Consider the following 26,723-nt stretch of genomic DNA (forward strand, 5'->3'; position numbering starts at 1 on the left):
TATCACCATATATATGTTATGGTCATTTTTCATTAATGGAATAAAAAATATATTTAGATTAGATACCTCTACCTTAGTTATAAGCTTAATAGCATCCGGAATCATATTGATGATTTCAATAAAAGTTATGTGAAAAAGTAGGGAGTGGCATTAAAAACATTCTTTATCGTAATGTACGAGTGTCTGTAAAGCGCCCCAATACTTTTCCAGCAAACGGCATAAAGAAATGAAGGACCAGCCCCCCTAAACAAACGGTTAATAAAGTTCCGATGCCAATCGGTCCTTTTAACATGACGCCCGCTGTCAAGAAGACGAGGTAAATGATGGTTCTCGAAACAAATATACTGGTTCCCGTTAATTCTTTTATGATGAATGTTAAACGGTCAATTGGCATCGGAGCAAAATTTGTGTATAAGTATGTCGCGGTTCCCAATCCTGTAACAACCAAGCCGATTCCAAAACAAATCACTTTGCTGTACCATTGTTCTGGTGTCACAAAAAAATGCAGCAAAAAAAGCCACATGTCAATGCCGATACCGGTTATAAACGCCGTTAGCATCCCCGAAACTTCCGGTCTTTGTCTTTTTAAAAACGAATTGCAGCCTATTAATAGCAAAGCAATCATGACTTCCCAACTTCCCACAGTAAGCCCCGCATGTACGGCCAGTCCCACCAAAAATGCGTCAAAAGGTGAAACGCCAAGATCTGATTGAATCGTGAAAGCAATCCCAAGGGTTAAGATTAAAATTCCTAATACATAAAAAACATATTTCACTTTAATCGACCTCTTTATTTTTATTGCAAATACAACAAAAATCCGATATATTTAATGTACGGCATTTATATTGCATTTGCAACAAAAAGTTCGAAAGGAGTTTATGATGAAGGATATTCTGCGTGAAATTGGAATGATTGCCCGAGCATTGGATTCTATAAGCAATATCGAATTTAAAGAACATGACCTGACAAAAGGGCAATATTTGTACCTTGTCCGAATATGCGAAAACCCGGGAATCATTCAGGAGAAGCTGGCTGAGATGATTAAAGTAGACCGGACAACCGCAGCCCGTGCTATAAAAAAACTTGAAATGAAGGGCTTTATTGAACGGAGAGATGATGAACATAACAAAAAAATAAAAAAGCTCTTTCCGACGGAAAAGGGGAATGAGGTATTTCCTTTTATAAAAAGAGAAAATGATTATTCGAATTGTGTGGCATTAGAGGGGTTTTCCAAGGGGGAAGCGGAGACCATCTTCAATCTTCTTCAAAGAGTAAGAAAAAATGTAGAAAAAGACTGGGAATTCGTGAAAAAGGGGAACAAAAGAAATTATTGACAGCGTAAAGGAGTGGCAGATTGAAATGACAGTAAATATAAAAAGGTGTACCCTTGAAGACTTACACAAGCTTCAGGACATTTGTTATGAAACATTTAATGAGACATTTAAGCATCAGAACTCGCTAGAAAATATGAAAGCCTACTTGGAAAAGGCATTTAACTTAAAACAATTAGAAAAAGAATTATCCAATAGCTCTTCGCAATTCTTTTTTGTTTATTTTAACAATGAAGCCGCTGGATATTTAAAAGTCAATATCAATGAAGCCCAGTCTGAAAAAATGGACGATGAATCACTTGAAATCGAGAGAATTTATATCAAGAGCAAGTTTCAAAAACATGGGCTTGGCAAATATCTGTTCAATAAAGCTTTGGAAATTGCGAAGGAACTGAATAAAAAGAAAATCTGGCTTGGCGTATGGGAAAAAAACGAAAACGCGATTGCTTTTTATAAGAAAATGGGGTTTGTGCAAACCGATGCCCACTCTTTTTATATGGGTGATGAAGAGCAAACGGACTTTATCATGACCAAAACACTCCTATAACTTTTCTAAAAGGAGGATGACGATGTATATTCCAAAATATTTTAAAGTCGAAAATGTTGATGAAATTTTGGATTTTGTTCAAAAAAACTCTTTTGGCACGATCGTTACGACAGAACAAGGGAAGCCAATTGCCACTCATTTGCCCTTGGGGTTCAATAAAAAAGGTGATGATTACTATATCACTGGCCATGTCGCTTATGGAAATCCGCAATGGAGAACTTTTGAAACCTGTAAAGATGTGCTTGTCATGTTTCAGGGGCCGCACGCATACATTTCTTCTTCCTGGTATGGGCATGAGGATGTTCCAACATGGAATTATCAAGCCGTCCATATATACGGTCAAGCAAGCATTTTAGAGAGAGATGAATTAATAGAAGAACTAACAGTCATGATGGAAAAATACGAAAAGCATCGAGAAAATCCAATTTTATGGGATAACCTTTCTCCTCAACTCTTAGAAAATCAACTGAAAGCGATTGTCGGGTTTAAGATTCAGGTGGAAAACATTCAGGCTGCATATAAATTAAGTCAGAACCGAAATGATACAGACTATATGAACATCATTGATCAATTGCAAAATGAAGGAGATCCCAATTCGGAGCAATTGGCGGCAGTGATGAAAAAGAGGCTGGAAAATTAAATATAAATTGACCTTCAACCCTTTCATCTAGGAATTAAAGGTCGGAATCAGAGCAGTCATATTTGCAGCACCTTAAAGATCGAGTGAGAAATGAGAGGCAGGCCGAATGGTTTGCTTTTTTTATGTCGTGTAGAGTTGTCTATTGTGAAAAGGTCAAATAATCTTTGTTGAGGACCTAATGGGGGACAACCTCGCGGAAGTTCAAGTTGTCTCGGTCGCATCATAGGAATACCAAGGGTTTTATGGGCCCTTGGTATTTATTTCTTCCACTTGATTCTAGTGAGCAACATGTGAAGGGCAAAAATCATGTAACATTACAGGCGATGGGAAAGCTAACTCTATTATTATGGAGAGTTTCGAGGCTATTATTTTGTTGTTATCCCGGTTATGAAATTATTGGTTTAAAATGGGGATTTCACTAAGCAATTTCTTCAAATGAATAGAATCCCACGGCAAATGCTCGGTTATACCTAATCCAACTACATCCGTTTCGGAAGAGAGTTCTTTCAGAAGATGAAGCAGGTGCGGCATTTGCATTGTTCCCTCAGGAGAAAAATATACAGGTGCTTCAGGATTGGCGAATAATAAAGAACGAAATGCCTTTGGATCAAGCACGTCTAAATCAAGGTGTATTGCCAGATACTTGATGTCGCTTTCTTTTATCCATTCTTTTATAGATTCGGTACTGGTCATTAACTCTTTAGTTCCAGCAGTTCTAATCCCAAGTCTTTGAATCACTTCAGTGTCTGGTTCTGTGAAAACTATACCCTGTCTTTGAAGTTCTTTTGATATCACTTTTGTTTCTTCTTCTGTAGGAGCTGCTAATCCCGCAATAAAGACATTTTCAGGTTTAAGAGGAATTTTCACATGTTTTGCGAACTCTTCATCTCCTTCCCCCAAAAGATTTCCGAGCGGTAATGTATGACCGTTATCATATCCGGCATATCTAACTAAATCGCTATGAGCGTCAATCCAAATTAAACCTAAGTCCCCGCCGTATCGTTCGTTTAAATAAGCAAAAGGTGCTTGTTCGACTAAGCAGTCACCACCAAACATGACAATGCGATCCGGCTTATGAGCATGAATGAGATGCTGAGCAGCCTCCAATTGTTCCAGCAGTTGTTTTCTCCCGTTTATCCCGTTTTCGTTTTCAAGCGGAGTTCCATCATAAGCTTGAACCGGAACATGAAGAAGGGGCTGATCATTTTCAGGAGCCAGCCAAGCAAGCAGTTCCGCTCCAAAAGAGTAGTTGGGATTGTTTCCCCCTTGCCATTGCGGCATCAACAGACGTATCGTTTTTTTAGCCATGTTTTAGTCTCCTTTACTTCAAAGTAAGGTTAGTATAAAATGAACGCAAATAAAAAAATAGTACGCACTTTAATGACAGGTACTATCCAAAAGGAGAGTGTGAATATGAGCATGGCTGAATATAAAGGTAAAGTGAAAAATATACAAGATACACCTTTTGGATACACATTGTCTGTTATCGGTGGCAAATGGAAAATGGTTATTATTTACCTCCTGGCAGAAAATCAACCAATTCGCTTCAATGAGTTGAAAAGACAAATAGGGGCTATTACTTATAAAACATTGAGTTCACAACTTAAAGAATTGGAAGCGGATGGTCTGGTGAAACGGAAAGAGTACCCTCAAGTTCCCCCTAAGGTCGAGTACAGTCTCACGGATAAAGCGGAATCACTATTGCCGGTTTTAGAAGGGTTATGTGAATGGGGTTTAAAAAACCAATAAAGTTAAGATTTCATCCATTTGGAGAGGGAAGAATCAAAAAGCTTCGTTCTATTGCCAACAATCCTTTTGTTTGGCTAGAAAAGTCCATAAACATTGTCGATGCTCCTTAAGAGAGGGCCTTTATTTGTTATTCACCAGTTGCTAAAACGGGGGTTCTTGCCGGCACATGAATGTTCCAAGTCTAAAAGGGTTACCCTTAATTCAAGGTAAAGAGCAGTATTTGCAGCAGCCGTCTTACCAAAATGAGATGACTGGAATTTTTAACAGATAAAATCTGTTATGGTATATTTAAATATAACGTAAAATTTGAAATGAGGAATGGCATGAATAAAATCGAAAAACATAAGAAATTTAAAGCAAAAATGATTTTCAAAGTCATAATGGTCATGATCGGAGGAATCATAGCGGCATATGGATTGGAAACAGTGCTGATTCCAAACAGTGTATCTGATGGCGGAGTGACAGGACTCAGCATTGTTGGTTCACAACTGTTTGATTTGCCGCTTGGGATACTTATCGCGGCCTTAAACATCCCGTTTGTCTGGTTAGGGTATAAGCAAATCGGGAAAAGCTTTGCGTTATTATCCATTATCGGAATCGCATCACTTGCAGCAGGTACAAGTTTTATGCACCACACTCCAGCTATCATCGAAGGGGACACTTTGTTAGTCACTGTAGTTGGGGGGATCATCCTTGGATTTGGAATGGGGCTGGCGCTGCGTAATGGCGGAGCATTGGATGGAATTGATATGCTTGCTGTTCTGTTATCGAGAAAATTGCCATTTGGAACGAGCGATCTTATTCTATTCTTTAACCTTTTTGTGTTTATTTTTGTTTCCGCTGTATTTGGCTTGCAAGGGGCATTGCTGTCAGTCATTGCCTACTACATCGCGTCCAAAGTCATTCATGTTGTCGAGGAAGGATTAAGCGGGTCTAAAACCTTTCAAATTATTACAAGCGAACCTGAATTAATGGTTGAGACAATACGAGACCAATTGGGCCGAAGTGCTACATATAAAGAAGCTTACGGGGGTTTTTCCCACGAGAAATTTAAAGAAATTACATGTGTCATCAACCGTTTAGAAGACACCAAATTAAAGGAAATCATTAATGAAGTTGATAAAAATGCTTTTGTTACTGTATATGACGTAGCTGAAGTCAAGGGCAGTAATTTTAGAAAACCTAATATTCATTAATTAGGGGTTTCCTAAGAAAAAACATACCAAATCCTCTTGGTATGTTTTTTTATCTCCGGACATGCCCATCAAGCTTACACCCACAACATTTGGAGTTTGGCCTTTTTTACAAGAAAACTGTTTATAAGTTCGTTTACAACCTCGATTCGCATAATATAAAAGAAATAATAGCGTTTTAGGATAACCATTTGCTCAAGCTTGATAAACATGTGCAAGGGCCATATAAATAAAAGATATACGGTTCCTACTCATTTAATAAGATTATTTTTTTACCGGTCTTTGCCGATTTCCGAACGGCGTCTAACAACCGGTGAAGTTTGACAGCGTCATGAAAGTTTGGAATTTGGCTTTTATGTTCAAATATATCTTCCGCCAAAATAGTATAAGCAGTTTCAACATAGCCTTTTGCACCATTATCCTTTACTGGGGATATTTTCACTTCTTCAGAATAAACATCTTCAGCATTTAGCAAACCATGAGGATGTGTAATCTTTTTGACTTTGAGATTCCCAAATTGTACATGCCCTGAGGAATTATGCTGTGTTAATAGCAAAACACCTTTTTCCCCTCTAATCTCTAATTGAAAAGCTGGATAAACCCCGCCCTGAATATGTACAGAGGCCGAAGCACCATTAACGAGCGTCCCCTGTATTAAAATTTGGTCAGCTGTGTTTTTTGGTATCTTTATACCAGTTTCTTGTATGACGGTTTCTGTATAATGGATGTTGATTGCAGCTGATAATTCTTTAAAATCACCCAGGATATAACAAAGCACATCAAGCGAATGACCACCGTTGATTGTAAGAAGGTTCGCCCCATTTTCTCTTTTTAAAAGGTAACTGCTTCTTTCATCTGTTATTCCTCCCTTTCCTTGTGTTGCTACCTGCATCGTGCAGGAAATGACTTTGCCGATTTCCCCCTGTTTGATTGCCTGCTTTAAATAAATAACTTCTGGAGATTGCCTTCCCTGTAATCCAATCGCATGATGAATGTTCGCGTCATCTGCCAATTTTGCCAGTTTTTCAGCCTGCATCGTATCTATACCTAAAGGCCATTCACAATAAATATGTTTATTTTCTTCTATGGCTGCAAGCGAAGCTTCATAATGGAAAGGAACCTTTATACTGACGACTACCAAATCAACATCTTTTGATTGTGCCAATTCCTTATAATCTGTAAAAGCATAGGAAGCCTTAAGCATCATAGCACTTTTTTTTGCGGTTTCCATTTTTGATGTTCCAATCGCCGTTATTTCATAAAAAGGATTTTCCTTCAATACCGGAATATGGGTTTGGCTAGCCCATTGATTATTCAAAGATCCGCCGATAATCCCTGTTTTTATCACGTTGTTCTTCATTAGCTATCCCTCCAATATAGAAGCCATTATCTTTAGATCGAGTATAATTAAAATTAGGCATCATTTTAAATGTTAAGTTATGATGGTTTTATCACTATTTTTGATGGGTGGTAAAATGTGAATGGATATTGAAAACATGAAAGCTTTTGTTTCAGTTGCGGAATTAAAAAGCATATCTGCTGCTGCAATTAAATTGAATCACCTTCAATCCAATATGACTGCAAAAATAAAAAAAATCGAAGCTCATTATAATCAACAACTGTTTATCAGAAATTCAAAAGGAGTAAAACTAACGAAAGAGGGAGAAAAATTATATCATCAATATAAGAAAATACTGTTCGTTTGGGAAGAAACCGAAAATATCATGAAAAAACACGATGAAAAACTTCGTATCGGTACGATGATATCAGTCGGTGGAACTCAATTCTCAAGTGCTTTAAATAAACTTTATAACACATATCCTGATTTATCGGTAACACTAAAAACAGGTTCAACTGAATATATTGAGAATCAAGTTCTTCTTGGAAAAGTTGATGTTGCTTATACGATTGGATCGCTAAACAATAAAAAGATAAGTTATAAAAAAGTAGGATATGAAGAATTGGTCATCATAGGCCAAGGTATAGATCAATATACGAGATTTAACGATTATATAAACGGAAAGAACGTACTTGTATTATCAGATAAGTGCTTGTATCTCTCATTATTACGTAATATTTTTGAAGATTTGAACATTCAACAGGGGGAAATCATTGAAGTGGGCGATCCAGAATCCTTAGTGCAATTTGCATTGATGGGTATGGGAATTTCCTTAGTCTCAAAGCGCATAGTAGATCGTTACAATATCAATAATTATTTAGAAGTTCCATCATCTTATAGATACGTCGATTTGTATTTAATTACACGACTAAATCATAAATTTACACCTATAGAAAAACAGTTTATTGAATTAAATAACTCACTTAGCGACATCATTGAGGGAATGTAAGGTTGATAGAAAAGTTACGCCGATTTTCCTTGCACTAAGGAATCGGCTTATTTATTTCAACCGAAAACTTGATGGGCAGAGATTTTTGAACATATAGTGGGATTGCCTTTTGATCAGAAAATATCAATCAAAGTAAAGATGTGCTTATCACAATTTTAGGTGTTGATTTCTTGGTGAAATTGTATATATTTTATCAATTCTGCGATGCCTTTCAATTGATTTAATAGTTGGTTATTCAAATTTTGTAAAGCCAACTGAAAGGAATGTTCGATTTTGCCATAGTCTTGTGTGTCCAATTCATGTAATAAACTCTTCATATTTTCTATATAATAAACGGTTTTTCTCAAGCTGCTTATAACCAGTATTTTACGCAGTTCAGATATTGAAAACATTCTATAGCCGTTTTCTTTATTTCTTTCTGAATGGACTAAACCTTCATGTTCCCAATGACGGATCGCTGAAGTATTCACGCCCGCTATTTTTGCAGCCTCTCCAATATTCATATATCCTTTTAATTTAACATTTTTATATTTAGTAAAATCGGCATTTTGTATCATCGTTAGTATTTCTTCGACCCTCTGTTTCTCCGCTTGAATATGAAATTGCTGTTCATTAACCAGCCAAAGGGCTTCTTCAAATTTTGCATTTTTACTCATTCTCATGATTTTGTAAACAATGGGTATGTCATATCCTTTTAATAAAGCTCTAATGGTTGTAAAAGCTTGGAAGTGTATCGGCGTATAGAAACGGTGATTACTTTTTGTTCTTGGGACAACAGGAATAAGACCTTGTTCTTCATATCTTCTCAAAGTTGTGGTACTAACATTTAAGATATTTGCAATGTGTTTAGGGGTGTATGTCTTCATTTACTGTTAACTCCTTTTTAAAGTAAAACCTTCAAGTGCTACAATAACATACTTCAAACTAATCCCCAATATATAAAGGGCGGGAAGCAGAAATCCGAAAGATTGCATGAATGTTATATGATGATTGTATGAACACTTTAGGAGTGGTGGAAATGGAAAAAAACATAAAACTAACCGATGAATCAGAGATAAAAGTTGGCTTAGTTGGGAACCCCGACTCTCCAACAATCATGCTTCCTGTTGCTAAAGAATCTGTATATGGACAAGAAGCTGAAAACTTAAAGTTATGGGGAGTAGACCCTGTATCAGGAAAACATTTTGTTGAGGGACTCATGGACACGTTTCAGATTTTATATTTCGACTACGAAGGACATCGTCTACAACAGCCGAATCCAAAGAGTCTCACACCTGAAAGCATAGTGAAAGATCTACTAACAATTGCTAATGAAATGAATGTTGTAAAGTTTGGCTATTATGGATATTCTTGGTTGGCTTTAGTAGGGTTACAATTAGCGATTCGGACAGACAGGTTAGAAAGCTTGATCATGGGTGGGTTTCCGCCAATAGATGGTCCATATAAAGAAATGATGGTAGTGACAAATCAAACATACGAACAAACTTTAAGTAAACAACATTCTTCTGTTATTAATGAACAAAACCTTATCAGTCCAGAAAAGGTTGATTGGGATAACATACAGGTAAGGATGGACGCGAATCAAACAAAACAGTTTGTTACAATGTACGAAAATTTGATGGAATTTGATGATCGGGGCATTCAACATAAATTAATGCTTCCGAGATTGGCGTTTGCTGGGGAAAAAGACACAATTGTTTATGGAGAAAACTTCGGTAATGTAACAGTTGATATTATCGGTATACTTCAAAAAAATAAACAAGAATTAGAACACCTTGGATGGGATATAAAGATCTTAAACGGAAATGATATGGATCACACCAAAGCTATGCAGCCTGTAACGGTTCTGTCATTGATAAAGCCTTGGTTGGTTAAAAATTTGAATATAACCCATTAAATAACAGACCCCTTCAAGACAGGGAAATTATTAAAAAATTTGAGAAGGGCGGCTTCTAAGCCCTTCTCCGCCATAAAAACCGAATATCCTTTATTGTTTTTAGCAAGTTTCTTTTGAGAAATAGGAGTTTAAAACATCATAAACAATAGGCAAAGAAGTAAATCCGTCGGTTTCTAAAAAATGACCCCCGTGTTGGACTTCGTAAAGCTTAGCGTCAATTTGTTGTGCCAGATCTTTGCTCCATGCAAATGGCACAATTTGATCGTCTTTAGAGGCAATGACAGCACGATGCTTAGCTGACTCAATGATTTTTTGAAAATCAAACGATTCCTCTGTAAATTCATCTAACATCTTTAAATCGGGCAGTGACTTGGCAAAGCCGGAAACGAGTAGGATTCCGCCAAGTGGTTGATGCAATTGCGTTTGTTCCAAAAACCTCAAAATGGCGGGGCACCCCAGGCTGTGGGCAACCAGATAAGTATGTTCATTTAATGTGTGTTTATTTAAAGAGAGCGTATCAAGCCAATCTTTAAGCCTTGGCTGGTGAGGATTAGGCATGTCTAAAACTTCTGCGTGTAGTCCGTCTGCAAGCAGACGTTTTTTCAGCCAAGGAAACCAGTGGTTGGTTGAGGAGGCTCTGTAACCATGAATGATATAGATTTGTTTTGTCATCCTGTTCTCCTTACAAATGATTTTTAATCAGTATAAAATTCCTCCCGTCGGGAAACAAGTACGCACTTTTTTGTAAGTATTTTTTACTCATAAGGAAAGCCTTCTCTTTGTCCCCATCTGCACATTTCATCTATGAGAGGGTACAAAGACAGTCCTCTGTCTGATAACGAATACTCCACTCTGAGGGGATTTTGAGAAATCTCCGCCCGATTAATCAGACCGTCAGTTTGCAACTCCTTCAGCTGAGAACTTAACATTTTATGGGTGATTAACGGCATCGCCCGTTTAAGTTCCCCGTATCTCATCGTTTTTTCACACGCCAGCTCATAGAGGATTCGCATTTTCCATTTACCACCTATCAGAGATAAGGTGTATTCGAATGGAGCCTGTTTGCTTCGGCATAAGGTATTCATTGTAATCAAACCTCCTTTTTTAAGATCATATCAAAAATAAATATTGAGCCTGGCTTAAACTTGAATAGCAAAAGATTCACTTGTTTTCCTTATTTTGTTGATGAGATGTGATATGATACAAAAAAAGGAGCGGATTTCTTCTGAACAAAGGGCGGGAATACTTTTGCACGAATTTGCACCTAAAGTTTTTCAAACGATAGGGATTGTTGGTTTTATTTTAGCTTTTGTCCAAATCCCAATCGGCTGGTTTATCGGATTTTTCTTTTCCGGTTTGTTCTTCATGATGTTGAAATCAAACAATGAAAAATCGGGAACCTTCAACGTGATGGCTGGAGTCGCATGTTTCTTGTATTCATTTCATTGTTTGTTTACGCAAGTGTTGTGACTGAATGGAGAACCGATATAAAAGCAGGAGGATGTCACTTTTATAAATAACGAGTTTTAAATATGGAGCGTGATGAAATGAAAGAAAACAGCCTTTTCCATTTTGAACCCGGAAAAATCTATTTTTTGTCTATTTTCTTCTGTGTATTTGGAAATCAAAAGGGTGATTTATAATTGCGAAAGTTGAAACTATTGCTAGCCGCTAATTTGATTTCCACCGTAGGTACCGGCATCACTTCCTATTTGATTGTCTGGCTGCTGATTGATCAATTGAAACAATCCGTTTTATATGGGTTATTGACGATGACAACGATGATTTTAGTGTTTTTTGCTTCACCTTATTTAGGGAGTTTGGTGGATCGATATTCTCGAAAAGCGATATTTCTCTATTTAGAAATAATAGGAATAGTGGTCTTAGGCGTTTTTTCTGTTCTATTCAATATTTCCGCCGTGTTGGACATCACCCTTGTTGTGACACTGATTTTTTATCATACGGCTTACGATTCGATAAAGTATCCTGCTTTAGCCGCTTTAACTCAGGAAATGTTCAAAAAAGAGGACTATAGTAAGGTGAACAGCAGTCTTGAAGTTCAGGGGCAGGCGGCGCTGATGATTAGTTCGGGGCTGGCTGCCATGATGATCGGCAAGATGGATGCGACAGTCATTTTGATCATAAACATCGCTACATTTATAGCAGCTTCCATCCTCATCTACAAACTTCCCTATCAACGAAATGCTGAAGCTGAAGAGCATTCCAATACAATGAAAAATGAATCTTATTGGAAAAACTTCAGATCCTCACTCCAATATTTATCTCATCGAAAAGTTTTGTTTGTTCTTTTATTGACTTCTTTTATACCAAGCATCGTGATTATTGTCGCAAACTACTTGGATCCGGTTTTCATTTACGACTATTTAAACGAAGGGCCGTCAGTTATTGGCATTGCCAATATTGTTTACGCCATTGGAGCTATGGGTGCCGGCTTTGTCGCATATCAAATATCAAAGAAATGGCCTGATATGCAAGGTGTTATATTGTTTATGGCAGTATTTGGTCTAGCAACATTTGCGATCTTCCTCGTTCCGAGTGCCGTGACATTTATAGTGGCAAGCCTCTTTTGGGGGCATTCAAATGCTGCGATCAGGGTATTTAGAAAAAGCTATATGTTCCATCATGTCGATAATGCATATATGGGACGTGTGAATTCATTGTTTAATGCGGTAAAGCTGTTGGGACAAGTTGCTTTAATAGGCATTTTAACGATTACAGTGGTGCCGGCGGGTCAATCTGTTTACGGATACTTCATTTTATTTATCATTGTGATTGCTTCTCTTTTTACAACATCTTATTTATTTAAGAGAACTTATAACAAAGATAAAGAAAAGCGGGTATCTTTATAGAGTAGCTTCCCCCGTAGAGGAGGCATAAAAAAGCATTGCTGTTTAAATACGATACTTTTTTATGCCAAGGGAGCCCCCGCGATGATCCCTAGGCTTCATTCACCGCTAAGGATCGCAACCGGACGCGCCCATCCGGCAGACGCCTTTTCAACTTTTACCGGAAAAGCCATGACATAAAATCCGGTGGAAGGCAATTGATCGAGGTTGGCGAGCTTTTCAATTTGGCAGTAAGGAATGGTGCTTCCTGAATAATGACCTTCCCAAATAATCGACGGGTCTTGTTCCTGTTCAAAGCGCTTGGCGGTCATGCTGAATGGAGCGTCCCAGCTCCAAGCGTCAGTTCCGACTAGACGCACGCCGCGTCCCGTTAAATAGAGCGTTGCTTCGCGCCCCATCCCGCAGCCGCTGTCCAAGTAATCGTTTTGACCGTATTTGGCGCCGGCCGACGTATTCACAAGAACAATGTCGCCGGGCGCGAGTTTATGATTGATGCGGTGAAGCTCTTGGTCGATTTCTTCAGGGGTAACGATATGCCCGTCTTTCAAATGTCTGAAATCCAACTTAACGCCGGGGCCATGAAACCAGTCAAGCGGAACTTCATCAATCGTGATCATCCGTTTGCCGTCATCAGTAACCGAACGGTAATGGTATGGAGCGTCTATATGCGTTCCGGCATGCGTTGACATCTTCACTTTTTCCAGCGACCAGCCTTCTCCTCCGGGAAGATCTTGCGAAGAAAGCCCGGGAAAGCTCTGGACCATCTGTTTGGCTCCTTGCTTATGATCCGCATATTCGATTTCAGGAATAAACCCCGGCGGGTCAGACGGAATATCACCTCTTAACGATACTGACAAATCTACAATTTGATTGATTTTCATCTGTTTTCCCCTTTCTGCCTAAGCGGCTGACTATTGAAATGATGTGCGACCTGCGGCTGTTGTCTTTTTGATTTTACATCAAGAGCCATACAAAAAGCCTGCAGAACTTTCTGCAGGCGATTCGCATTTTTTCTACACTTGCCGTGACTTAGGTTTCCTCAGCTTGTAAATCGCGATCAGCATGATAAACCAAACCGGCGTGACAAATAAGGAAACACGGGTGTCCTGCGCCAGTGCGAGCACAATGAGGATAAACGCAAGAAAACCGAGAACCACATAATTTGAAAACGGGTAAAGCGGCATCTTGAATTTGTTTGTTTTCGCTAAATCCGGTCTTGTTCTGCGGTATTTCAAATGGCAGATGACGGTGATTCCCCAAATAAAGATGAAGCATATCGTCGAAATGCTTGTAATGAGCGTAAACACTTGTTCAGGCATGATATAGTTCAGCGTTATGCCAATCAAAATCACGACCGCTGAGAAGAACAATGCATTGCTCGGCACTTTGCGGGAGGTCAGTTTGGTCATAGCGCCGGGCGCATTATGTTCTTTCGCGAGCGAGTATATCATCCGGCTCGTGCTGAAGACTGCGCTGTTGCTTGCCGAAGCCGCCGATGTCAGCACCACAAAATTAATGATGCTTGCAGCCGCAATGATGCCGACCGCTGCAAAGACTTGGACGAACGGACTTTCATTAGGATTGATGACATCCCACGGATAGATGCTCATGATCACAAGGAGCGCACCGATATAAAAAAGCAAAACCCGGACGGGGATATTGTTGATCGCTTTAGGAATGACCTTTTCTGGATCCTTCGTTTCTCCCGCTGTCAGTCCCACAAGTTCGATGCCTACAAACGCAAAGACAACCATCTGGAATGAAAGGAGAAATCCGTGCAGTCCATTTGGAAACATGCCGCCGTGGCTCCAAAGGTTTTGGAAAGCGGCAGTGCCCGAATGGGTGGAAAATCCTTTGAAGATCATGAAAAGGCCGATCACGATCAGCGCCAATATCGCAATGACTTTAATTAATGCGAACCAGAACTCCAATTCTCCAAAAAGCTTGACGGTTGCCAGGTTCATGATCAGCAAAATGATCAGGGCGATCAATCCGGGCAGCCATTGCGGTACATCGGGCAGCCAGTATTGGGTATAAAGCCCGACCGCGGTTAAATCGGCCATTGCAAGCGAAATCCAGCAGAACCAGTATGTCCACCCTGTTATAAATGCCGCCATGTCGCCTAAGTAGTCCCTTACAAAGTCGACAAATGAATGGTATTCCAAATTGGATAAGAGCAGTTCTCCAAGAGAACGCATAATGAAAAAACAAATGATTCCCGTCATCAGATAAGCAAATAAAATCGACGGTCCTGCAAAATGAATTGATTTCCCCGAACCAAGAAACAGCCCCGTTCCGATCGCCCCGCCGATGGCGATGAGCTGAATATGCCTGTTTTTCAGGCCTCTCGATAATTTTTGTTCGTGTATATCGTTGTCAGTTACATCTTCTTTCACTTTATGTATGCCTCCATTTTTATTTTTTAAGCCCGATCCCCGCATGTTTTAAAATCTATTATAACATTAAAATTTGAAGTAATTGATCATATCGGCATGTGGGATAGAATTCATCTGTTATCGTCGATAACGCTTCAAGCAGAGACATCATTCAAAAGTATGCCGCAAAAGATGACAGAGTTATACCGGTTTTCCAGGAAAACGCAGGTCTGAACAAAGCAAGAAACAGTACTCGGCCAGTTTATAATGGGAAAGGTTTTGTCATTGAGGGCTTAAAACGCCAAGCTGCTGCGCTCGTTCGCTTTCGTGATACAATATAGGCACATGAGAGAGCATGATGTTTTAGGAGGAACAAAAGCTGAACAAAAACAAATTTCAACGCAGTCAATCGGTTTTTTCGGCAATGATGATCCTAATCGCGGTGTATGTTCTGTATACCTTGTTTGAAAATTTAATTCTTGATCCGCAATCAACATCCTTTCTGAGCCATAAATCTCACCTGCGGGACTCCTTTCACCTCCCGATCTGGCTGAAGGTGATGTATGTTCATGTCATTGCCGCTTGTTTGGCGATGGTTTCGGGTGCTGTCAACTTCTCCAGCGCCTTGTTGACCAAAAGCCGCAAAATCCACCGGCTTAACGGCTGGGTCTACGTCGTTTGCGTGATGATTGTGACGCTGTCGTCAGGCTATATGGCCCCGAATTCTACAGGAGGGAAAGCCGTCAGCATAGCCTTTAACATGGTGAACATGTATTGGCCAGCGGCCACTGTTATTTCCGTCATCAAAGCCCGGCGAAATCAGTTTAGCAAGCACCGGAATTGGATGATTCGCAGCTATCTATTCTGTTTTACCAATCTGTTTATTCATTTCATCACGTTTGTGAGCCGAAGCGGGTTCGGTTTGCCATACGATATCAGCTACACGATAGGCGTTTACGGTGCGATTGCACTGAATGTGGCAGCAGCTGAATGTGTCATTCATTTTACACGCAGAAAAGCAAAGGACATTTTGCATACAGCTGACACTAGCCGGTCTAGATAATGTGCATAAATGCCAAGGGTATCTAAGCCCTTGGCGTTCTTGCGTTTAAAACTCCTTGACCTATCTAAACAAAGAACAGGCTTTAAAGACGTTTCCGTTATATTACGGCGTATATCTGCTTTTTTTGCTCTATGGAGATGAGAGGCTGGTGCTTGTTTACATCTTAACGTTACAATTTTTCAATGAAAAAAGGATTGCTTCTTTGACATCGAATTCTCTTCCTTCCTCAACGGCAGCCCAAGAACAAAAAGATATACTTTTAAGTGATCAACCTCAGCATACTTTAAGCCCCCTGTGCTAAATCCTCTTTGACAACCCATTTAGACAATTCAATTGTTTGATTGCCCTGACGTTATTTTTTAGGTGAGTTTAAGCTGAATTTAAGGTAAGTCATGTAAACTTTGAAGGATAAAACATCTGGAGGAATGAAAGCATGGAAGAGAGTATGGAAACAAAACAAGAGCCAATGCCTTCTTTAATCGGCTTAATTTCAAGCCCGGCATTGCAGTTTGAAAGAATGAAAAAACAGCCGGCGGTTGCTCTGCCGATGTTTGCTGTATTCTTTTTATCGGTTGTTTCTGCTATCCTTTATATCTCAAAGATTTACCCTGATTCGTATTTTGGCATGATCATTTTTTTATGGGAGTTTTTAAAGACGGGGATTTTTTTGTTTGTAGCTGCTTTAATATTATGGCTGATTGCAACAATAGGTGGCGGAAAAACAAACTTTGTGACGATGTTTTCGCTGGCGTCTTTTGTAGGCTTTGTCAAGATCATTGGCGATCTGATAAACAATGCAGTTTTTCGCTTTGCAAATGTGAAAGAAGGGACTTCGTTTACATCCTTGCACGATGTTTTTTCGGTCGGCGAGCCTTATAAAAGCATATGGGGCGTCTTTGATATTTTTACCCTCTGGGCGCTTGTGTTAGCAGCTGTAGGTCTGCAAAAAGCGGGTGGCGCTTCAAAACGGGCTTCATGGATCGCCGTTACAGTTTTATTTATTCTCAAGTTTTTGTTCGCTTGGTTTTTTGGTTTGTTTGCGGCATTATTTGAGGGTATTTTTTAGAATTTGTAAAAACCGCATCAATTAACACCTGATTTTAGATTTTAGAGCAAACCTTCAATATGGCGGTTTGCTTTTTTTGCTTCCATTTTCTTGACCTCCCTTTCCGGTGTTTTTCATTAAAGAATAAATGAAGGGATGTTTTCTTTAAAAAAACACGCCTTTCCGCAAACTATTTTTCACACTCTCACGTCTATCCTAATGTAACAGCCGTATATACGTATATTTTAAAAAGGAGTTCTTTATTGCAATGAAGAAACAAGCAGCCAGAGCGTCTCTTGTCGCTTGCATAACAGACCGGAAAGAAGACTTTTACCGGCTGGCATACAGCTATGTGAAAAATCAAGAAGACGCCTTAGATATTGTCCAGGAATCAATCAAAAAAGCGCTCGATTCCGTCGATTCCGTTCGCAATCCGGATACGATCAAAAGCTGGTTTTACAAAATTTTGGTGCGGACGGCGATCGATTTTTTGCGCAAACAGAAAAAACTAAAGGTTATGGATGATCAAACGATCGAGTTTTTAAGCCGGGGCAAGGAAGATACCTACCGGGATACAGATCTTCATGAGGCGCTTGAACAATTGCCGCATCCCTACCATACCATTATTGTTCTGCGATTTTTCGAGGATCTCAAACTGGAAGAGATAGCGGAAATCACAGGCGAAAACTTGAGTACGGTCAAAACGCGCCTTTACAGAGGATTGAAGCTTATGCGCATCCAATTGACGAAGGAGGATCTTTCTTAATGGATAAGAAATTGGAACAGCTGAAAAAAGCATATCAAAATGTCCCCATTCCGAAGGAGCTGGATCAGGTTGTCGAAACTGCGCTTCAGCATAAACCGAAGAAGAAAAGAAGGATGGTGGTATGGCCCGCATCAACGCTGGTCGCGGCGGCTGTACTATTGGCTGCCGTAGTGAATATCAATCCAGGCGCAGCGCAGGCCATGTCACGCATACCCGTCATCGGCAAGGTCGTTAAAGCCATCACATTCACCGAGATCAAACAGAAAGATGGAGAATCGAGCATTGACGTGAAAACACCGGCGCTGTCCGGCCTGAATAACCGGGAGCTTGAGAATGGCGTCAACGAGAAATATGTAAAGGAAAGCCATCAGCTTTACCGGGAATTCATGAAGGAGACGTCCCGGAATAAAAAAGGGCATCTCAGCATCTACAGCGATTATGAGACAGTCACAGATACGAAGGATTTGATTTCGATTCGGCGAAGCGTCGAAAGAACGGAAGCGTCCAGCTATACAGAACGGCGCTATATCACCATTGATAAAAAGAATGAAATCCTGCTTACCTTGAAGAGTTTGTTTAAAGACGACCGGTATATAACAACCATCAGCGAAAACATTAAAAAACAAATGAAGCAGCAAATGAAAGATGATCCTGATAAAATATATTGGATTGATGACGAGGAAGTCGAGCCATTCAAAAGAATCAAGGCCGATCAAAATTTTTACATTACAGAGAATCATAAACTGGTGATTTCGTTTGACGATTATGAAGTCGCTCCCGGCTATATGGGCGCGGTAGAGTTTGAAATTCCGACTAAGGCGATTTCGAACCTGCTTATCGGCGACCGCTACATCCGCTAGTCAAAGAAATCCATGATTCCCAGAAATCATGGATTTCTTACTTTTTACAACTTTGTAACACCATATTCAGCTGGAAACTCTTATACTAGAGAGACGGCATCATTCAGGGAAGATAAAATGACGATTTTTTGAAACAAAAAACCGTCTTGACTTCGTCTATAATATCGGAGCCTTAAAAGGCGCGAAACATAACGGAAGAACCGTACGTACATATCATTGGAGGAATACCATGCGAGATCAGACACAACAACACCGTTACATACCGGGGTTAGACGGGCTTCGGGCTTTTGCCGTTTTGGCGGTTATCGCTTACCACCTCAACATGAGCTGGGCCGACGGAGGCTTCATTGGGGTTGATATCTTTTTTGTTTTATCAGGATATTTAATTACATCGATTATCCTGCCGGCGTATGGAAATGACATTTCCCTCACATTCCGCGATTTTTGGGTGCGCCGGATACGGCGCCTGCTTCCAGCGGCGACGCTGATGATTTTCGCAACCGTCATATGGGTCGCTTTGTTTAACAGAGAGCTGATGCATACCGTACGGGGAGATGCGATCTCCTCTCTTTTGTATGTCAGCAATTGGTGGTTTATCTTTCACGACCTGTCATATTTTGATAGTTTCGGATCGCCGTCTCCTTTAAAAAACTTGTGGTCACTGGCGATTGAAGAACAGTTTTATTTCATCTGGCCGATCATTTTGCTGTTGGGCATCTACATATTTAAAAAGCGGGAGAGGTTGGCAGCGGCGGTTGTACTGTGTGCGCTTTGTTCAGCCATATGGATGAGCATCCTGTACGTCCCTGGCGGAGATCCGAGCCGTGTATATTACGGGACGGATACTCGCGCCTTCGAGCTGTTGATCGGATGCGCATTAGCCCTTGTGTGGCCGATGAAAAGGCTGTCTGGGAACAGGCTCCCAAACAGCCTTAAGCATGCATTGCACGGAACTGAGCTTGCCGCTTTCGCGCTGCTTATGGTGTGCATTTATTTTGTCGATGAATTCAGCCCGTTTCTCTATCACGGCGGAATGCTTCTGATCAGCGTAATCGCAGCAATTTTGATTGCATGCGTCAGTCATCCGAGCAGCTTCTTGGGCTTTGCCCTTTCCGTGAAGCCGCTGCGCTGGATAGGGAAAAGGTCGTACGGCATTTATCTTTGGCACTATCCCGTCATCGTGCTGAGCACGCCTGTTCAAGAGATTGGAAACCCGGTGTACTGGCATGTTGCGATTAAGGTCGCCGTTACGTTTATTCTGGCGGAACTTTCGTATCGCTTTATCGAGAAGCCAATCCGAAAAGACGGTTTTAAACCGTTTGTCAGCCGGGTTTTTCTGGATAAGATCACCGAATGGAAAACGGCTTCGGTTCCCAGCAAAATATCAATCGGACTGATGTTTGCCGCGCTTCTCATTTTTGCAGGAGGCCTGTCGGGATTGGCCGACGAAAAGAAACAGCCGCAGCAGACCTATTCCAAATCCTATGAGGAAACAAGCGCCTCAGCGGATCAGCCGGCTGACAAAAGTGAAGAACAGCAGGATGAAAAGAAAGCAGAAGTTGAAAGCGGAAATGAGAGTAAAACCGGAGACGGGGATGAATCGTCAGATACGAAAGATGAGCGGTCTGCAGAAAAGGAGCCGGATCGTATCGAGAAAGAAGTATTGGCTGTCGGGGATTCGGTCATGTTAGACATCGCTTCCAGCCTTCGCCGGAAAATTCCGGGAATCACAATCGACGGACAGGTTGGAAGGCAAGTGAGGGAAGCGCTTCAATTGACATCAACCTACGCATCCTTTAATCATCCGGACAAAGCCGTCGTAATTGAATTGGGAACAAACGGCTATTTTACAGACAGTCAGATGGACGCTTTGCTTGATGCTTTCTCAAAAGCTGATGTCTATCTCGTGAATACGCGCGTCCCACGCCAATGGGAGAGCAAGGTGAATGAATCGCTTCGGAAGCATGCGGACAGCCGTCAAAATGTGACATTGGTCGATTGGCACGCTGAAGCCCTGCAACATCCCGAATATTTCACCGCTGACGGCGTACACCTGATGCCGAAAGGGTCTGAAGCTTTGGCATCGCTTATCGTCAAAGCGATGAAATAATCTAAAAAGAGGCGCTCCTTAAGGAGGCCTTTTTTGTATGGCAATAAATTCAATTGGGAAAGCATTTATTTTTCATGCCAACCGCCTTTCACTGTTCAAAAAATATGGTACAATATACAAATGTTTTGCAGCCTGTAACAATAGAAATAGAGATGTTAACTAGGTTGATAGAAAGGTTTTGATATGTTTATGCTTCATAATCCTGTTGGAAAAGAGCGGTTGGCATTGGCTTTTCTGCTCGGAATGCTTGCCATACTGGGACCGCTTAATATCGATATGTATTTGCCGAGCTTCCCTGAAATAGCGGAGGACTTGGGGGCCGGCGCGTCGCTTGTGCAGCTCAGCTTAACGGCTTGCTTGATCGGCCTGACCATCGGCCAGCTCGTGATTGGGCCTGTGAGCGATGCGAAGGGAAGGCGAAAACCTTTATTAATTTCAATTTCGCTGTTTGCGCTGTCTTCATTGTTTTGCGCGCTGTCGCCTAATATCGCGACATTAGTGCTTGCCCGTTTTTTACAGGGGTTTACCGCTTCGGCGGGGATTGTACTGTCGCGCGCCATTGTACGGGACGTGTTTACAGGGAGAGAGCTTTCTAAATTTTTCTCGCTTTTAATGGTGATCACCGCGGTTGCGCCAATGGTCGCGCCGATGACGGGGGGAGCCATCCTGCTTTTGCCGTTCGCTACTTGGCATACGATTTTTTATACGCTGGCATTGATCGGATTGCTCCTGGTGCTCGTTATCTCGATGAAATTGACTGAAACATTGCCGCCTGAAAAACGAATTCCAAGCTCAATCGGTTCGTCACTCAAAACGATGGGGAGCTTGTTGAAGGATCGGTCTTTCATCGGCTATGCGCTGACTGTCGGTTTCATTCACGGAGGCAGCTTTGCCTACGTATCCGGAACGCCTTTTGTATATCAGGATATCTATGGGGTTTCTCCTCAAGTGTTCAGCGTGCTGTTCGGGATTAACGGCCTCGCCATTATTTCTGGAAGCTTTATCATCGGGCGTTTCGGGGGAATCATTCATGAGAGGAAGCTCTTGCGGATCGCGGTCATTACCGCTGTCATCGCGACATCTGTTCTCCTGACGATGACGATTATAAAAGGACCGCTTGCAACGATTGTCATTTCCATCTTTATCTACATGATAACCATCGGAATGACATTGACAAGCACATTTACGCTGGCGATGGAAAACCAGGGGCACCGTGCGGGCAGTGCAAGCGCGATGCTCGGCATGCTTCCGCTGCTGCTCGGTTCGATCGTTTCGCCTCTCGTTGGAATGAATGAAACAACGGCCGTTCCGATGGGCGCGATCATGTTTACCACAGCTGTAATCGGATCTCTCGCCTTTTTTGCCTTAACACGGGAAAGTCAGCGGGAGCTGTAAACATAAAAGGACGGAATCAAGTGATTCCGTCCTTTTGTTGTTATAGAGAGGCCCGAAGAATGGCGAGTACGTCATCTTTGTTTAATTTTTGGAAATTGGCGAAGCCGCCGTGCTCGATTTCTTTGGCGGCGATGTCTGCGATCAGCTCTAGCTTTTCTTCGCCGATGCCGTAGTCGGCAAGGCGGGAAGGAGCGCCAAGGCTTTTCCAGAACGCGGACAGTTTATCGATTCCTTCAAGCGCAATGTCTTTATCGGTTTTGCCTTCTGTGTCAATGTCAAACATGTTCAGCATAAGTGCTTTGAAGCGGCTGACATTCGTGTCAAGCGTATATCTCATCCAGTTCGGGAACAAGATCGCAAGGCCGCCCGCGTGCGGAATGTCGTAAACGGCCGAAACCGCATGCTCCATCGTATGGGAAGCCCAATCGCCGAAATAGCCCATTTGCAGCGTTCCGTTCAAAGCGATTGTGCCTGCGTATAAAATGGTCTCCCGGTGCTTATAGTTTTGCAGGTCTTCCAACAGCTTCGGCGCCGTTTCAATGACCGTCTGCAAAACGGCAAAGCACATTCTGTCCTGAAGCGGCGTGTTTTCGACATTGTGAAAATATTGTTCAAACACATGACTCATCATGTCAACGATGCCGTAAACCGTTTGGTTTTCCGGGACGCTGAACGTATTTTCAGGGTCTAAAATGGAGAACTTTGGATGCGTGACATCGCTTCCCCATACGTATTTTTCATTCGTTTCCCAGTTTGTAATGACGGAATCGGGGTTCATTTCTGATCCGGTTGCAGCTAAGGTTAAAATTGTACCGAACGGCAGCGCGTCTTTTGCCGTCGTTTTTTTGCTGAAGATATCCCAAGGGTCGCCGTCGTATTTTGCTCCGGCAGCAATCGCTTTCGTGCAGTCGATGACGCTTCCTCCGCCAACAGCGAGGAGAAAATCGATATCATGGCGGGCGCACAATTCGATCCCTTTTTTAACCGTAGCAAGACGCGGATTTGGTTCTACTCCGGAAAGCTCGTACGTGTCAGCGCCTTCTTCTTTCAATACGCGCGTAACTTCGTCATAAAGGCCGTTCTTCTTAATACTGCCGCCTCCATAAACAAGCAATACATTTTTTCCGTATACCTTTAATTCTTTTCTCAACTGTTCAAGCTGCCCTTTTCCGAAGATCAATTTCGTTGGATTGTAATAGCTGAAATTTTCCATTGATGAACAAACCTCCTCTGATTTGTAAAAACAGTTTTCTACTATAACATATTGGATCTTATAGAAAAAGAGGCCGTGTTCTTACGAAGGACAGGTTCAAATTGTACAAAAGGGAGGATGCATACACCTGATTTACTGCACAAAAGAGCTTGCCGACTTTGCCGGCAAGCTAATGAGGCCGTTCCGATTATCTTCGGGTAACGTCTATACTGAAACGTCCGCCGATTCATTGATGGAAATGACCATTGAGACAGCGGTCCCGCCATCAGGCGCACTTTCGATATTCAGTTCGCTCCCGCAAAAATGTTTCAGCCTGCGGTTGATATTTTTCATACCGACGCTGTGAGTGAAATGAGAAGAAAAGACATCATGTCGTTTTTCCGGCGGCATGCCGATTCCGTTGTCTTCTATCTTGATATAAAAGCGGTTTTCGCTTTCTTTTTTTGCCGTCAGCTTAATCCAGCCTCCGCCTCTTTTCTTGCTGATGCCGTGATGGACGGCATTCTCGACAAGAGGCTGAATCATTAATGGCGGAAGGGTAAAGTCAATATCTTCGTCAATATCGTAAATGACGTTTAGCCGATCGCCAAAGCGTGTTTTTTCGATAGAAAGATACGAATTCACAATCGACATTTCATGTTTGAAAGAACTCATGCCTGATGTATTTTGAAAATCAAAACTCATTCTTAAGTAATTTGTAAAATCAGCCGTTACTTCGCGCGCTTTTTCAATATCCAAATGACTGAGCGCGATAATTGTATTTAATACGTTGAAAAGAAAGTGCGGCTTGATCTGCGACTGAAGGAATGCCATCTCCATATTGGTCGCCTGGGCTGCCGTATCTTTCATCATGATCAGGTTTTTAATGCGGGCTGCAAATTCAGTGTAGTTGTACGGTTTTTGCAAAATGTCATTTGCCCCGGCGTGAAAAGCCTTGTATTTATCATGGTCAATGATGGCTGCCGTAATGATTAGAACAGGAAGTTCCACCATCGTGAACCTTTCGCGGATTTTCATGCACACTTCAAACCCTGTCATATCCGGCATCATCAAGTCCAAAATCACCAAGTCCAGCTTTGAACGGGAGACGACTTCAAGAGCCTCTTTGCCGCTTTTTGCTGCGATGACTTGATAAGGAACGCCTTCAAGCATATCGGCCAAAATTTTTAAGCTTTCGATGTTATCATCGACGATCAGAACAGTTGGAGCATCCATTTTCTTTGAGTAATACGGCGTGCTTATTGAAACATCGGGCAGGTCCATGACGGCGTGCTGTTGAGGCATGTTCTCCTTCGCGTCAGGAAGCGAATCATCCTTTGCAACAGGCAGTGTGAAATGAAATGCCGATCCTTTCCCTTCTTCCGATTCTACCCAGATCTCTCCATTTTGAAGCTGAACAAGCTGTCTGACGATGCTTAAACCGAGTCCGGCTCCGTCGTCTTTATGGTTTTTTGCTTGTTGAAAAGATTCGAATATCGATTGACGGACAGCCTTTGGTATGCCGACTCCGGTATCCGCTACCGTAATTTTGACCATCTCTTGATTAAGCCTCTCGGCAGTGAGCGTAATTTGTCCCTCCGGCGTATACTTGATTGCGTTATCAACCAGGTTGGTCATGATTTGCCGGAAGCGGTTTTCGTCAGCCAAGACAAGCGGCAGTCCGGATGGAACCCGGTTTACAATCCGGACATTTTTATTTTTTGATAACAGCCGATAGAAGTCCATTTCTGTACTGATCGCCGAATGGGTATCGACAGGAACGGCCTGAATCTGCAGCATGCCCTGCTTCATTTTTTCCAAATCGAGAATGTCGTTTACGAGGCTGGAGAGCCTGTATCCCATGCGGATGACCAGCTGCAGATTTTCTTTTTCTTCCTCTAGCGTCCTTTTTCTTTTCCGTGCCAAAAGGGTTTGGCATATATTAATCATGCTGTTCAGCGGCGTTTTAAATTCATGCGATGTTTTGGCGATAAATTCGTCTTTTAATCGATTCATTCTGAGCAATTTCAAGGATAGGACTTCATTCTCGCGAAACGCGCCTGCGAATTGCTGCGCCATCATCAGAACAGCCGCCAGCAAAGCGATGATCGACGGCACGGCATAGAGCGAATTGAATGAAAAGCCTCTTTTGCCGCTGTAAGCAGAAACGGTCGTTAAAATGACGAATGCGCTCATCGAGATCGCTGCAGTCGTAAGATAAAGGCTGCCTTTCATTTTCCGAAGGGCAGAAATCGCAAACACATACGTAATATAAATCAAAGTCGTGACGGCAAGAACGGAATGCAATATATATGCGAGCCGGTCTGTAAAACCCCACGATATAAAATCAATCATCAAAACTAGTACAGAAAATGAAGTCGCGGCGATCATCCATTTTTTTGAAACGATTTCTCTGTAAGCGAAATAGAGATAGAGAAAAACCGCCATACTGACAAGCACCATTGTGGTCGCCCTCATTACGCTTAAAGCTGAGAATGAAATAGACGGAAAGAAAAGAAAGATCATTCGTTCTCTTCCGATTAAAAGCACAATGACTGAAAAAAGAAGACACATCGTGGAAAAAAAGAATAAGTGCTTATCTCTTTTTCGATGCAGGAAAAAGCCGAGAAAGTATAAACCGGTAATGAAGAATGCCGTGATCATGCTGGTTTCATTAAAAAAAGAAATTTTGCTTTGGTGTAAAATGTGCTGCTGCGTTCCGAAGGTAATCGGTTTTTCTATCCCCCATGAAGGTGATTTTTTGAAGTTCGAAAATTGTACAATCAACTCGTTGTCCCCGCGCTGAATTTCGAAAAAACTCGTATATGGCCTGTTTTGCGCTGTAAAATTCGCTTTGCTTGAAGGGGTTCCGCTCTGCCCGATCAATTTGCCGTTGAAATAAATTCGGTTTGCGCTGTTAATAAAAGAGGTGCTGATTCCGAACATCTCATTATCTTGCTTTGACCGGATCGTCAGTCTGTATGTACCGTAATCCACGTTTTTTCCTGAATCGGTAAGTTTGACATTGTTAGGCACATCGGAATAAATGGGGGCTTTTCCTTTGCCTGAATGGATGGCCTTTGGCGAGAGAAGCTGGTTTCGGTATAGTGTCCATTCTCCGGTGAGCGCGATGTTCCCATCTTTCTGAAAATCCCATGTTTCCAGATTGATGTTTCCTTGCTTCGCTTCAGGATAGTTTTGATCGGATAATTGATTGTTAATGAACAAGAAAATAAAAAAGAAGCCGGCATAGCCGAGAATAATCGAAATGAAAACAAATAGCTTTTTCAACATGAGCACTCCTCATTCAACCTGCTGCAGTCTTGTCGAATCTTATGAATATTG

25 protein-coding genes and 1 pseudogene are annotated in these 26,723 nt (G+C 41.5%); 15 read left to right on the plus strand and 11 right to left on the minus strand.

The genetic code is table 11. From position 1 onward, the window contains the following. Window positions 1-163 precede the first annotated feature (163 nt). Window positions 164-775, minus strand: coding sequence for a YitT family protein (locus MKX80_RS03105; protein ID WP_268293528.1), 612 nt, complete (start codon window positions 773-775; stop codon window positions 164-166). Between the two features lie 106 nt (window positions 776-881). Here MKX80_RS03105 and MKX80_RS03110 point away from each other — a divergent pair, with 106 nt between their 5' ends. From MKX80_RS03110 to MKX80_RS03120, 3 genes are read left to right on the plus strand one after another with little or no spacing between them, the layout of a single operon-like run. After that, the gene (locus tag MKX80_RS03110) at window positions 882-1,334 is read left to right on the plus strand and encodes a MarR family transcriptional regulator (RefSeq protein WP_268299521.1); all 453 of its coding nucleotides are present in this window, start codon (window positions 882-884) and stop codon (window positions 1,332-1,334) included. Between the two features lie 25 nt (window positions 1,335-1,359). Beyond that, window positions 1,360-1,878, plus strand: a complete 519-nt coding sequence (locus MKX80_RS03115; protein WP_268342643.1) for a GNAT family N-acetyltransferase — start codon at window positions 1,360-1,362, stop codon at window positions 1,876-1,878. Window positions 1,879-1,900: 22 nt separating this feature from the next. Then, on the plus strand, window positions 1,901-2,518 hold the full coding sequence (locus MKX80_RS03120; protein ID WP_268299498.1) for an FMN-binding negative transcriptional regulator: 618 nt from the start codon (window positions 1,901-1,903) through the stop codon (window positions 2,516-2,518). A 393-nt stretch (window positions 2,519-2,911) separates the two neighbouring features. Here the strand turns inward: MKX80_RS03120 and MKX80_RS03125 are convergent, their stop codons facing one another. After that, the gene (locus MKX80_RS03125) at window positions 2,912-3,826 is read right to left on the minus strand and encodes an arginase family protein (RefSeq protein WP_216931211.1); all 915 of its coding nucleotides are present in this window, start codon (window positions 3,824-3,826) and stop codon (window positions 2,912-2,914) included. 105 nt (window positions 3,827-3,931) lie between these two features. On the opposite strand from MKX80_RS03125, the gene MKX80_RS03130 reads away from it, so the two are divergent. Both MKX80_RS03130 and MKX80_RS03135 read left to right on the plus strand, forming a co-directional pair. Continuing rightward, window positions 3,932-4,267, plus strand: coding sequence for a helix-turn-helix domain-containing protein (locus MKX80_RS03130; RefSeq protein ID WP_003179182.1), 336 nt, complete (start codon window positions 3,932-3,934; stop codon window positions 4,265-4,267). A gap of 323 nt (window positions 4,268-4,590) precedes the next feature. Further along, entirely contained in the window at window positions 4,591-5,463 is an 873-nt protein-coding gene (locus MKX80_RS03135) for a YitT family protein (protein WP_216931213.1), read from the plus strand. 244 nt (window positions 5,464-5,707) lie between these two features. Here MKX80_RS03135 and MKX80_RS03140 read toward each other — a convergent pair whose 3' ends face one another. Further along, window positions 5,708-6,820 carry a Gfo/Idh/MocA family oxidoreductase gene (locus MKX80_RS03140; RefSeq protein ID WP_268324462.1) on the minus strand — a complete coding sequence of 371 codons (1,113 nt, stop codon included), beginning with the start codon at window positions 6,818-6,820 and terminating at the stop codon, window positions 5,708-5,710. A gap of 121 nt (window positions 6,821-6,941) precedes the next feature. Between MKX80_RS03140 and MKX80_RS03145 the strand changes: the two genes are divergently transcribed. Continuing rightward, entirely contained in the window at window positions 6,942-7,808 is an 867-nt protein-coding gene (locus MKX80_RS03145) for a LysR family transcriptional regulator (RefSeq protein WP_154995506.1), read from the plus strand. Between the two features lie 155 nt (window positions 7,809-7,963). Here MKX80_RS03145 and MKX80_RS03150 read toward each other — a convergent pair whose 3' ends face one another. Continuing rightward, complete coding sequence (locus MKX80_RS03150; protein WP_268324460.1) at window positions 7,964-8,674, minus strand: MerR family transcriptional regulator; 711 nt, start codon at window positions 8,672-8,674, stop codon at window positions 7,964-7,966. Between the two features lie 152 nt (window positions 8,675-8,826). Between MKX80_RS03150 and MKX80_RS03155 the strand changes: the two genes are divergently transcribed. Then, the gene (locus MKX80_RS03155) at window positions 8,827-9,705 is read left to right on the plus strand and encodes an alpha/beta hydrolase (protein WP_268342873.1); all 879 of its coding nucleotides are present in this window, start codon (window positions 8,827-8,829) and stop codon (window positions 9,703-9,705) included. A 99-nt stretch (window positions 9,706-9,804) separates the two neighbouring features. Here MKX80_RS03155 and MKX80_RS03160 read toward each other — a convergent pair whose 3' ends face one another. Both MKX80_RS03160 and MKX80_RS03165 read right to left on the minus strand, forming a co-directional pair. Beyond that, complete coding sequence (locus MKX80_RS03160; RefSeq protein ID WP_154995513.1) at window positions 9,805-10,377, minus strand: alpha/beta hydrolase; 573 nt, start codon at window positions 10,375-10,377, stop codon at window positions 9,805-9,807. Window positions 10,378-10,460: 83 nt separating this feature from the next. Then, the gene (locus tag MKX80_RS03165; protein WP_154995515.1) at window positions 10,461-10,790 is read right to left on the minus strand and encodes a winged helix-turn-helix transcriptional regulator; all 330 of its coding nucleotides are present in this window, start codon (window positions 10,788-10,790) and stop codon (window positions 10,461-10,463) included. Window positions 10,791-10,902: 112 nt separating this feature from the next. On the opposite strand from MKX80_RS03165, the gene MKX80_RS03170 reads away from it, so the two are divergent. Both MKX80_RS03170 and MKX80_RS03175 read left to right on the plus strand, forming a co-directional pair. Further along, window positions 10,903-11,175 carry a hypothetical protein gene (locus MKX80_RS03170; RefSeq protein WP_268328777.1) on the plus strand — a complete coding sequence of 91 codons (273 nt, stop codon included), beginning with the start codon at window positions 10,903-10,905 and terminating at the stop codon, window positions 11,173-11,175. A gap of 173 nt (window positions 11,176-11,348) precedes the next feature. After that, the gene (locus tag MKX80_RS03175; RefSeq protein ID WP_268342872.1) at window positions 11,349-12,575 is read left to right on the plus strand and encodes an MFS transporter; all 1,227 of its coding nucleotides are present in this window, start codon (window positions 11,349-11,351) and stop codon (window positions 12,573-12,575) included. Between the two features lie 95 nt (window positions 12,576-12,670). Here the strand turns inward: MKX80_RS03175 and MKX80_RS03180 are convergent, their stop codons facing one another. Beyond that, a complete protein-coding gene (locus tag MKX80_RS03180; RefSeq protein WP_268336463.1) occupies window positions 12,671-13,453 on the minus strand; it encodes a cyclase family protein in 783 nt (260 codons plus the stop codon). A gap of 132 nt (window positions 13,454-13,585) precedes the next feature. Then, the gene (locus MKX80_RS03185) at window positions 13,586-14,968 is read right to left on the minus strand and encodes an amino acid permease (protein ID WP_154995519.1); all 1,383 of its coding nucleotides are present in this window, start codon (window positions 14,966-14,968) and stop codon (window positions 13,586-13,588) included. 403 nt (window positions 14,969-15,371) lie between these two features. Here MKX80_RS03185 and MKX80_RS03190 point away from each other — a divergent pair, with 403 nt between their 5' ends. The 6 genes from MKX80_RS03190 (at window position 15,372) to MKX80_RS03215 (ending at window position 22,186) form a co-directional block, all read left to right on the plus strand. Beyond that, window positions 15,372-16,010 (plus strand): DUF2306 domain-containing protein, encoded by a 639-nt coding sequence (locus tag MKX80_RS03190; RefSeq protein ID WP_154995521.1) that lies wholly within the window; start codon window positions 15,372-15,374, stop codon window positions 16,008-16,010. Window positions 16,011-16,443: 433 nt separating this feature from the next. After that, window positions 16,444-17,076: a YIP1 family protein gene (locus MKX80_RS03195; protein WP_182069206.1), complete on the plus strand. Its 633-nt coding sequence runs from the start codon at window positions 16,444-16,446 to the stop codon at window positions 17,074-17,076. A 247-nt stretch (window positions 17,077-17,323) separates the two neighbouring features. Next, on the plus strand, window positions 17,324-17,821 hold the full coding sequence (locus MKX80_RS03200; protein ID WP_154995525.1) for an RNA polymerase sigma factor: 498 nt from the start codon (window positions 17,324-17,326) through the stop codon (window positions 17,819-17,821). Then, complete coding sequence (locus MKX80_RS03205; protein ID WP_339227933.1) at window positions 17,821-18,681, plus strand: DUF3298 domain-containing protein; 861 nt, start codon at window positions 17,821-17,823, stop codon at window positions 18,679-18,681. Before MKX80_RS03200 ends, MKX80_RS03205 begins: the two co-directional genes overlap by 1 nt. 229 nt (window positions 18,682-18,910) lie before the next feature. Beyond that, on the plus strand, window positions 18,911-20,791 hold the full coding sequence (locus MKX80_RS03210) for an acyltransferase family protein (RefSeq protein ID WP_339227935.1): 1,881 nt from the start codon (window positions 18,911-18,913) through the stop codon (window positions 20,789-20,791). A 189-nt stretch (window positions 20,792-20,980) separates the two neighbouring features. Next, window positions 20,981-22,186: a Bcr/CflA family efflux MFS transporter gene (locus tag MKX80_RS03215; protein WP_268328139.1), complete on the plus strand. Its 1,206-nt coding sequence runs from the start codon at window positions 20,981-20,983 to the stop codon at window positions 22,184-22,186. Between the two features lie 40 nt (window positions 22,187-22,226). Here the strand turns inward: MKX80_RS03215 and MKX80_RS03220 are convergent, their stop codons facing one another. From MKX80_RS03220 to MKX80_RS03230, 3 genes and pseudogenes are all read right to left on the minus strand, one after another. Continuing rightward, entirely contained in the window at window positions 22,227-23,399 is a 1,173-nt protein-coding gene (locus MKX80_RS03220) for an iron-containing alcohol dehydrogenase (protein ID WP_268343406.1), read from the minus strand. Window positions 23,400-23,603: 204 nt separating this feature from the next. After that, window positions 23,604-24,683, minus strand: a complete 1,080-nt coding sequence (locus MKX80_RS03225) for a response regulator (protein ID WP_326099256.1) — start codon at window positions 24,681-24,683, stop codon at window positions 23,604-23,606. Window positions 24,684-24,728: 45 nt separating this feature from the next. After that, window positions 24,729-26,672 (minus strand): annotated as a pseudogene (locus MKX80_RS03230) (sensor histidine kinase); the annotation flags it as partial. Between the last annotated feature and the right edge of the window lie 51 nt (window positions 26,673-26,723).

This window comes from Bacillus sp. FSL K6-0972, assembly GCF_037976035.1.
GTDB classification, from domain to species: Bacteria; Bacillota; Bacilli; order Bacillales; family Bacillaceae; genus Bacillus; species Bacillus haynesii.

Excerpts from the sequence above, each read along its gene's own strand:
- MKX80_RS03165 (WP_154995515.1), bottom strand. The coding sequence starts at position 10,790 with ATGAATACCTTATGCCGAAGCAAACAGGCTCCATTCGAATACACCTTA.
- MKX80_RS03210 (WP_339227935.1), top strand. The coding sequence starts at position 18,911 with ATGCGAGATCAGACACAACAACACCGTTACATACCGGGGTTAGACGGG.
- MKX80_RS03215 (WP_268328139.1), top strand. The coding sequence starts at position 20,981 with ATGCTTCATAATCCTGTTGGAAAAGAGCGGTTGGCATTGGCTTTTCTG.
- MKX80_RS03160 (WP_154995513.1), bottom strand. The coding sequence starts at position 10,377 with ATGACAAAACAAATCTATATCATTCATGGTTACAGAGCCTCCTCAACC.
- MKX80_RS03150 (WP_268324460.1), bottom strand. The coding sequence starts at position 8,674 with ATGAAGACATACACCCCTAAACACATTGCAAATATCTTAAATGTTAGT.
- MKX80_RS03110 (WP_268299521.1), top strand. The coding sequence starts at position 882 with ATGAAGGATATTCTGCGTGAAATTGGAATGATTGCCCGAGCATTGGAT.
- MKX80_RS03180 (WP_268336463.1), bottom strand. The coding sequence starts at position 13,453 with ATGAAAATCAATCAAATTGTAGATTTGTCAGTATCGTTAAGAGGTGAT.
- MKX80_RS03220 (WP_268343406.1), bottom strand. The coding sequence starts at position 23,399 with ATGGAAAATTTCAGCTATTACAATCCAACGAAATTGATCTTCGGAAAA.
- MKX80_RS03155 (WP_268342873.1), top strand. The coding sequence starts at position 8,827 with ATGGAAAAAAACATAAAACTAACCGATGAATCAGAGATAAAAGTTGGC.
- MKX80_RS03205 (WP_339227933.1), top strand. The coding sequence starts at position 17,821 with ATGGATAAGAAATTGGAACAGCTGAAAAAAGCATATCAAAATGTCCCC.
- MKX80_RS03145 (WP_154995506.1), top strand. The coding sequence starts at position 6,942 with ATGGATATTGAAAACATGAAAGCTTTTGTTTCAGTTGCGGAATTAAAA.
- MKX80_RS03225 (WP_326099256.1), bottom strand. The coding sequence starts at position 24,683 with ATGCCTCAACAGCACGCCGTCATGGACCTGCCCGATGTTTCAATAAGC.
- MKX80_RS03125 (WP_216931211.1), bottom strand. The coding sequence starts at position 3,826 with ATGGCTAAAAAAACGATACGTCTGTTGATGCCGCAATGGCAAGGGGGA.
- MKX80_RS03190 (WP_154995521.1), top strand. The coding sequence starts at position 15,372 with ATGATGATCCTAATCGCGGTGTATGTTCTGTATACCTTGTTTGAAAAT.
- MKX80_RS03135 (WP_216931213.1), top strand. The coding sequence starts at position 4,591 with ATGAATAAAATCGAAAAACATAAGAAATTTAAAGCAAAAATGATTTTC.
- MKX80_RS03200 (WP_154995525.1), top strand. The coding sequence starts at position 17,324 with ATGAAGAAACAAGCAGCCAGAGCGTCTCTTGTCGCTTGCATAACAGAC.
- MKX80_RS03195 (WP_182069206.1), top strand. The coding sequence starts at position 16,444 with ATGGAAGAGAGTATGGAAACAAAACAAGAGCCAATGCCTTCTTTAATC.
- MKX80_RS03130 (WP_003179182.1), top strand. The coding sequence starts at position 3,932 with ATGAGCATGGCTGAATATAAAGGTAAAGTGAAAAATATACAAGATACA.
- MKX80_RS03120 (WP_268299498.1), top strand. The coding sequence starts at position 1,901 with ATGTATATTCCAAAATATTTTAAAGTCGAAAATGTTGATGAAATTTTG.
- MKX80_RS03170 (WP_268328777.1), top strand. The coding sequence starts at position 10,903 with ATGATACAAAAAAAGGAGCGGATTTCTTCTGAACAAAGGGCGGGAATA.
- MKX80_RS03140 (WP_268324462.1), bottom strand. The coding sequence starts at position 6,820 with ATGAAGAACAACGTGATAAAAACAGGGATTATCGGCGGATCTTTGAAT.
- MKX80_RS03115 (WP_268342643.1), top strand. The coding sequence starts at position 1,360 with ATGACAGTAAATATAAAAAGGTGTACCCTTGAAGACTTACACAAGCTT.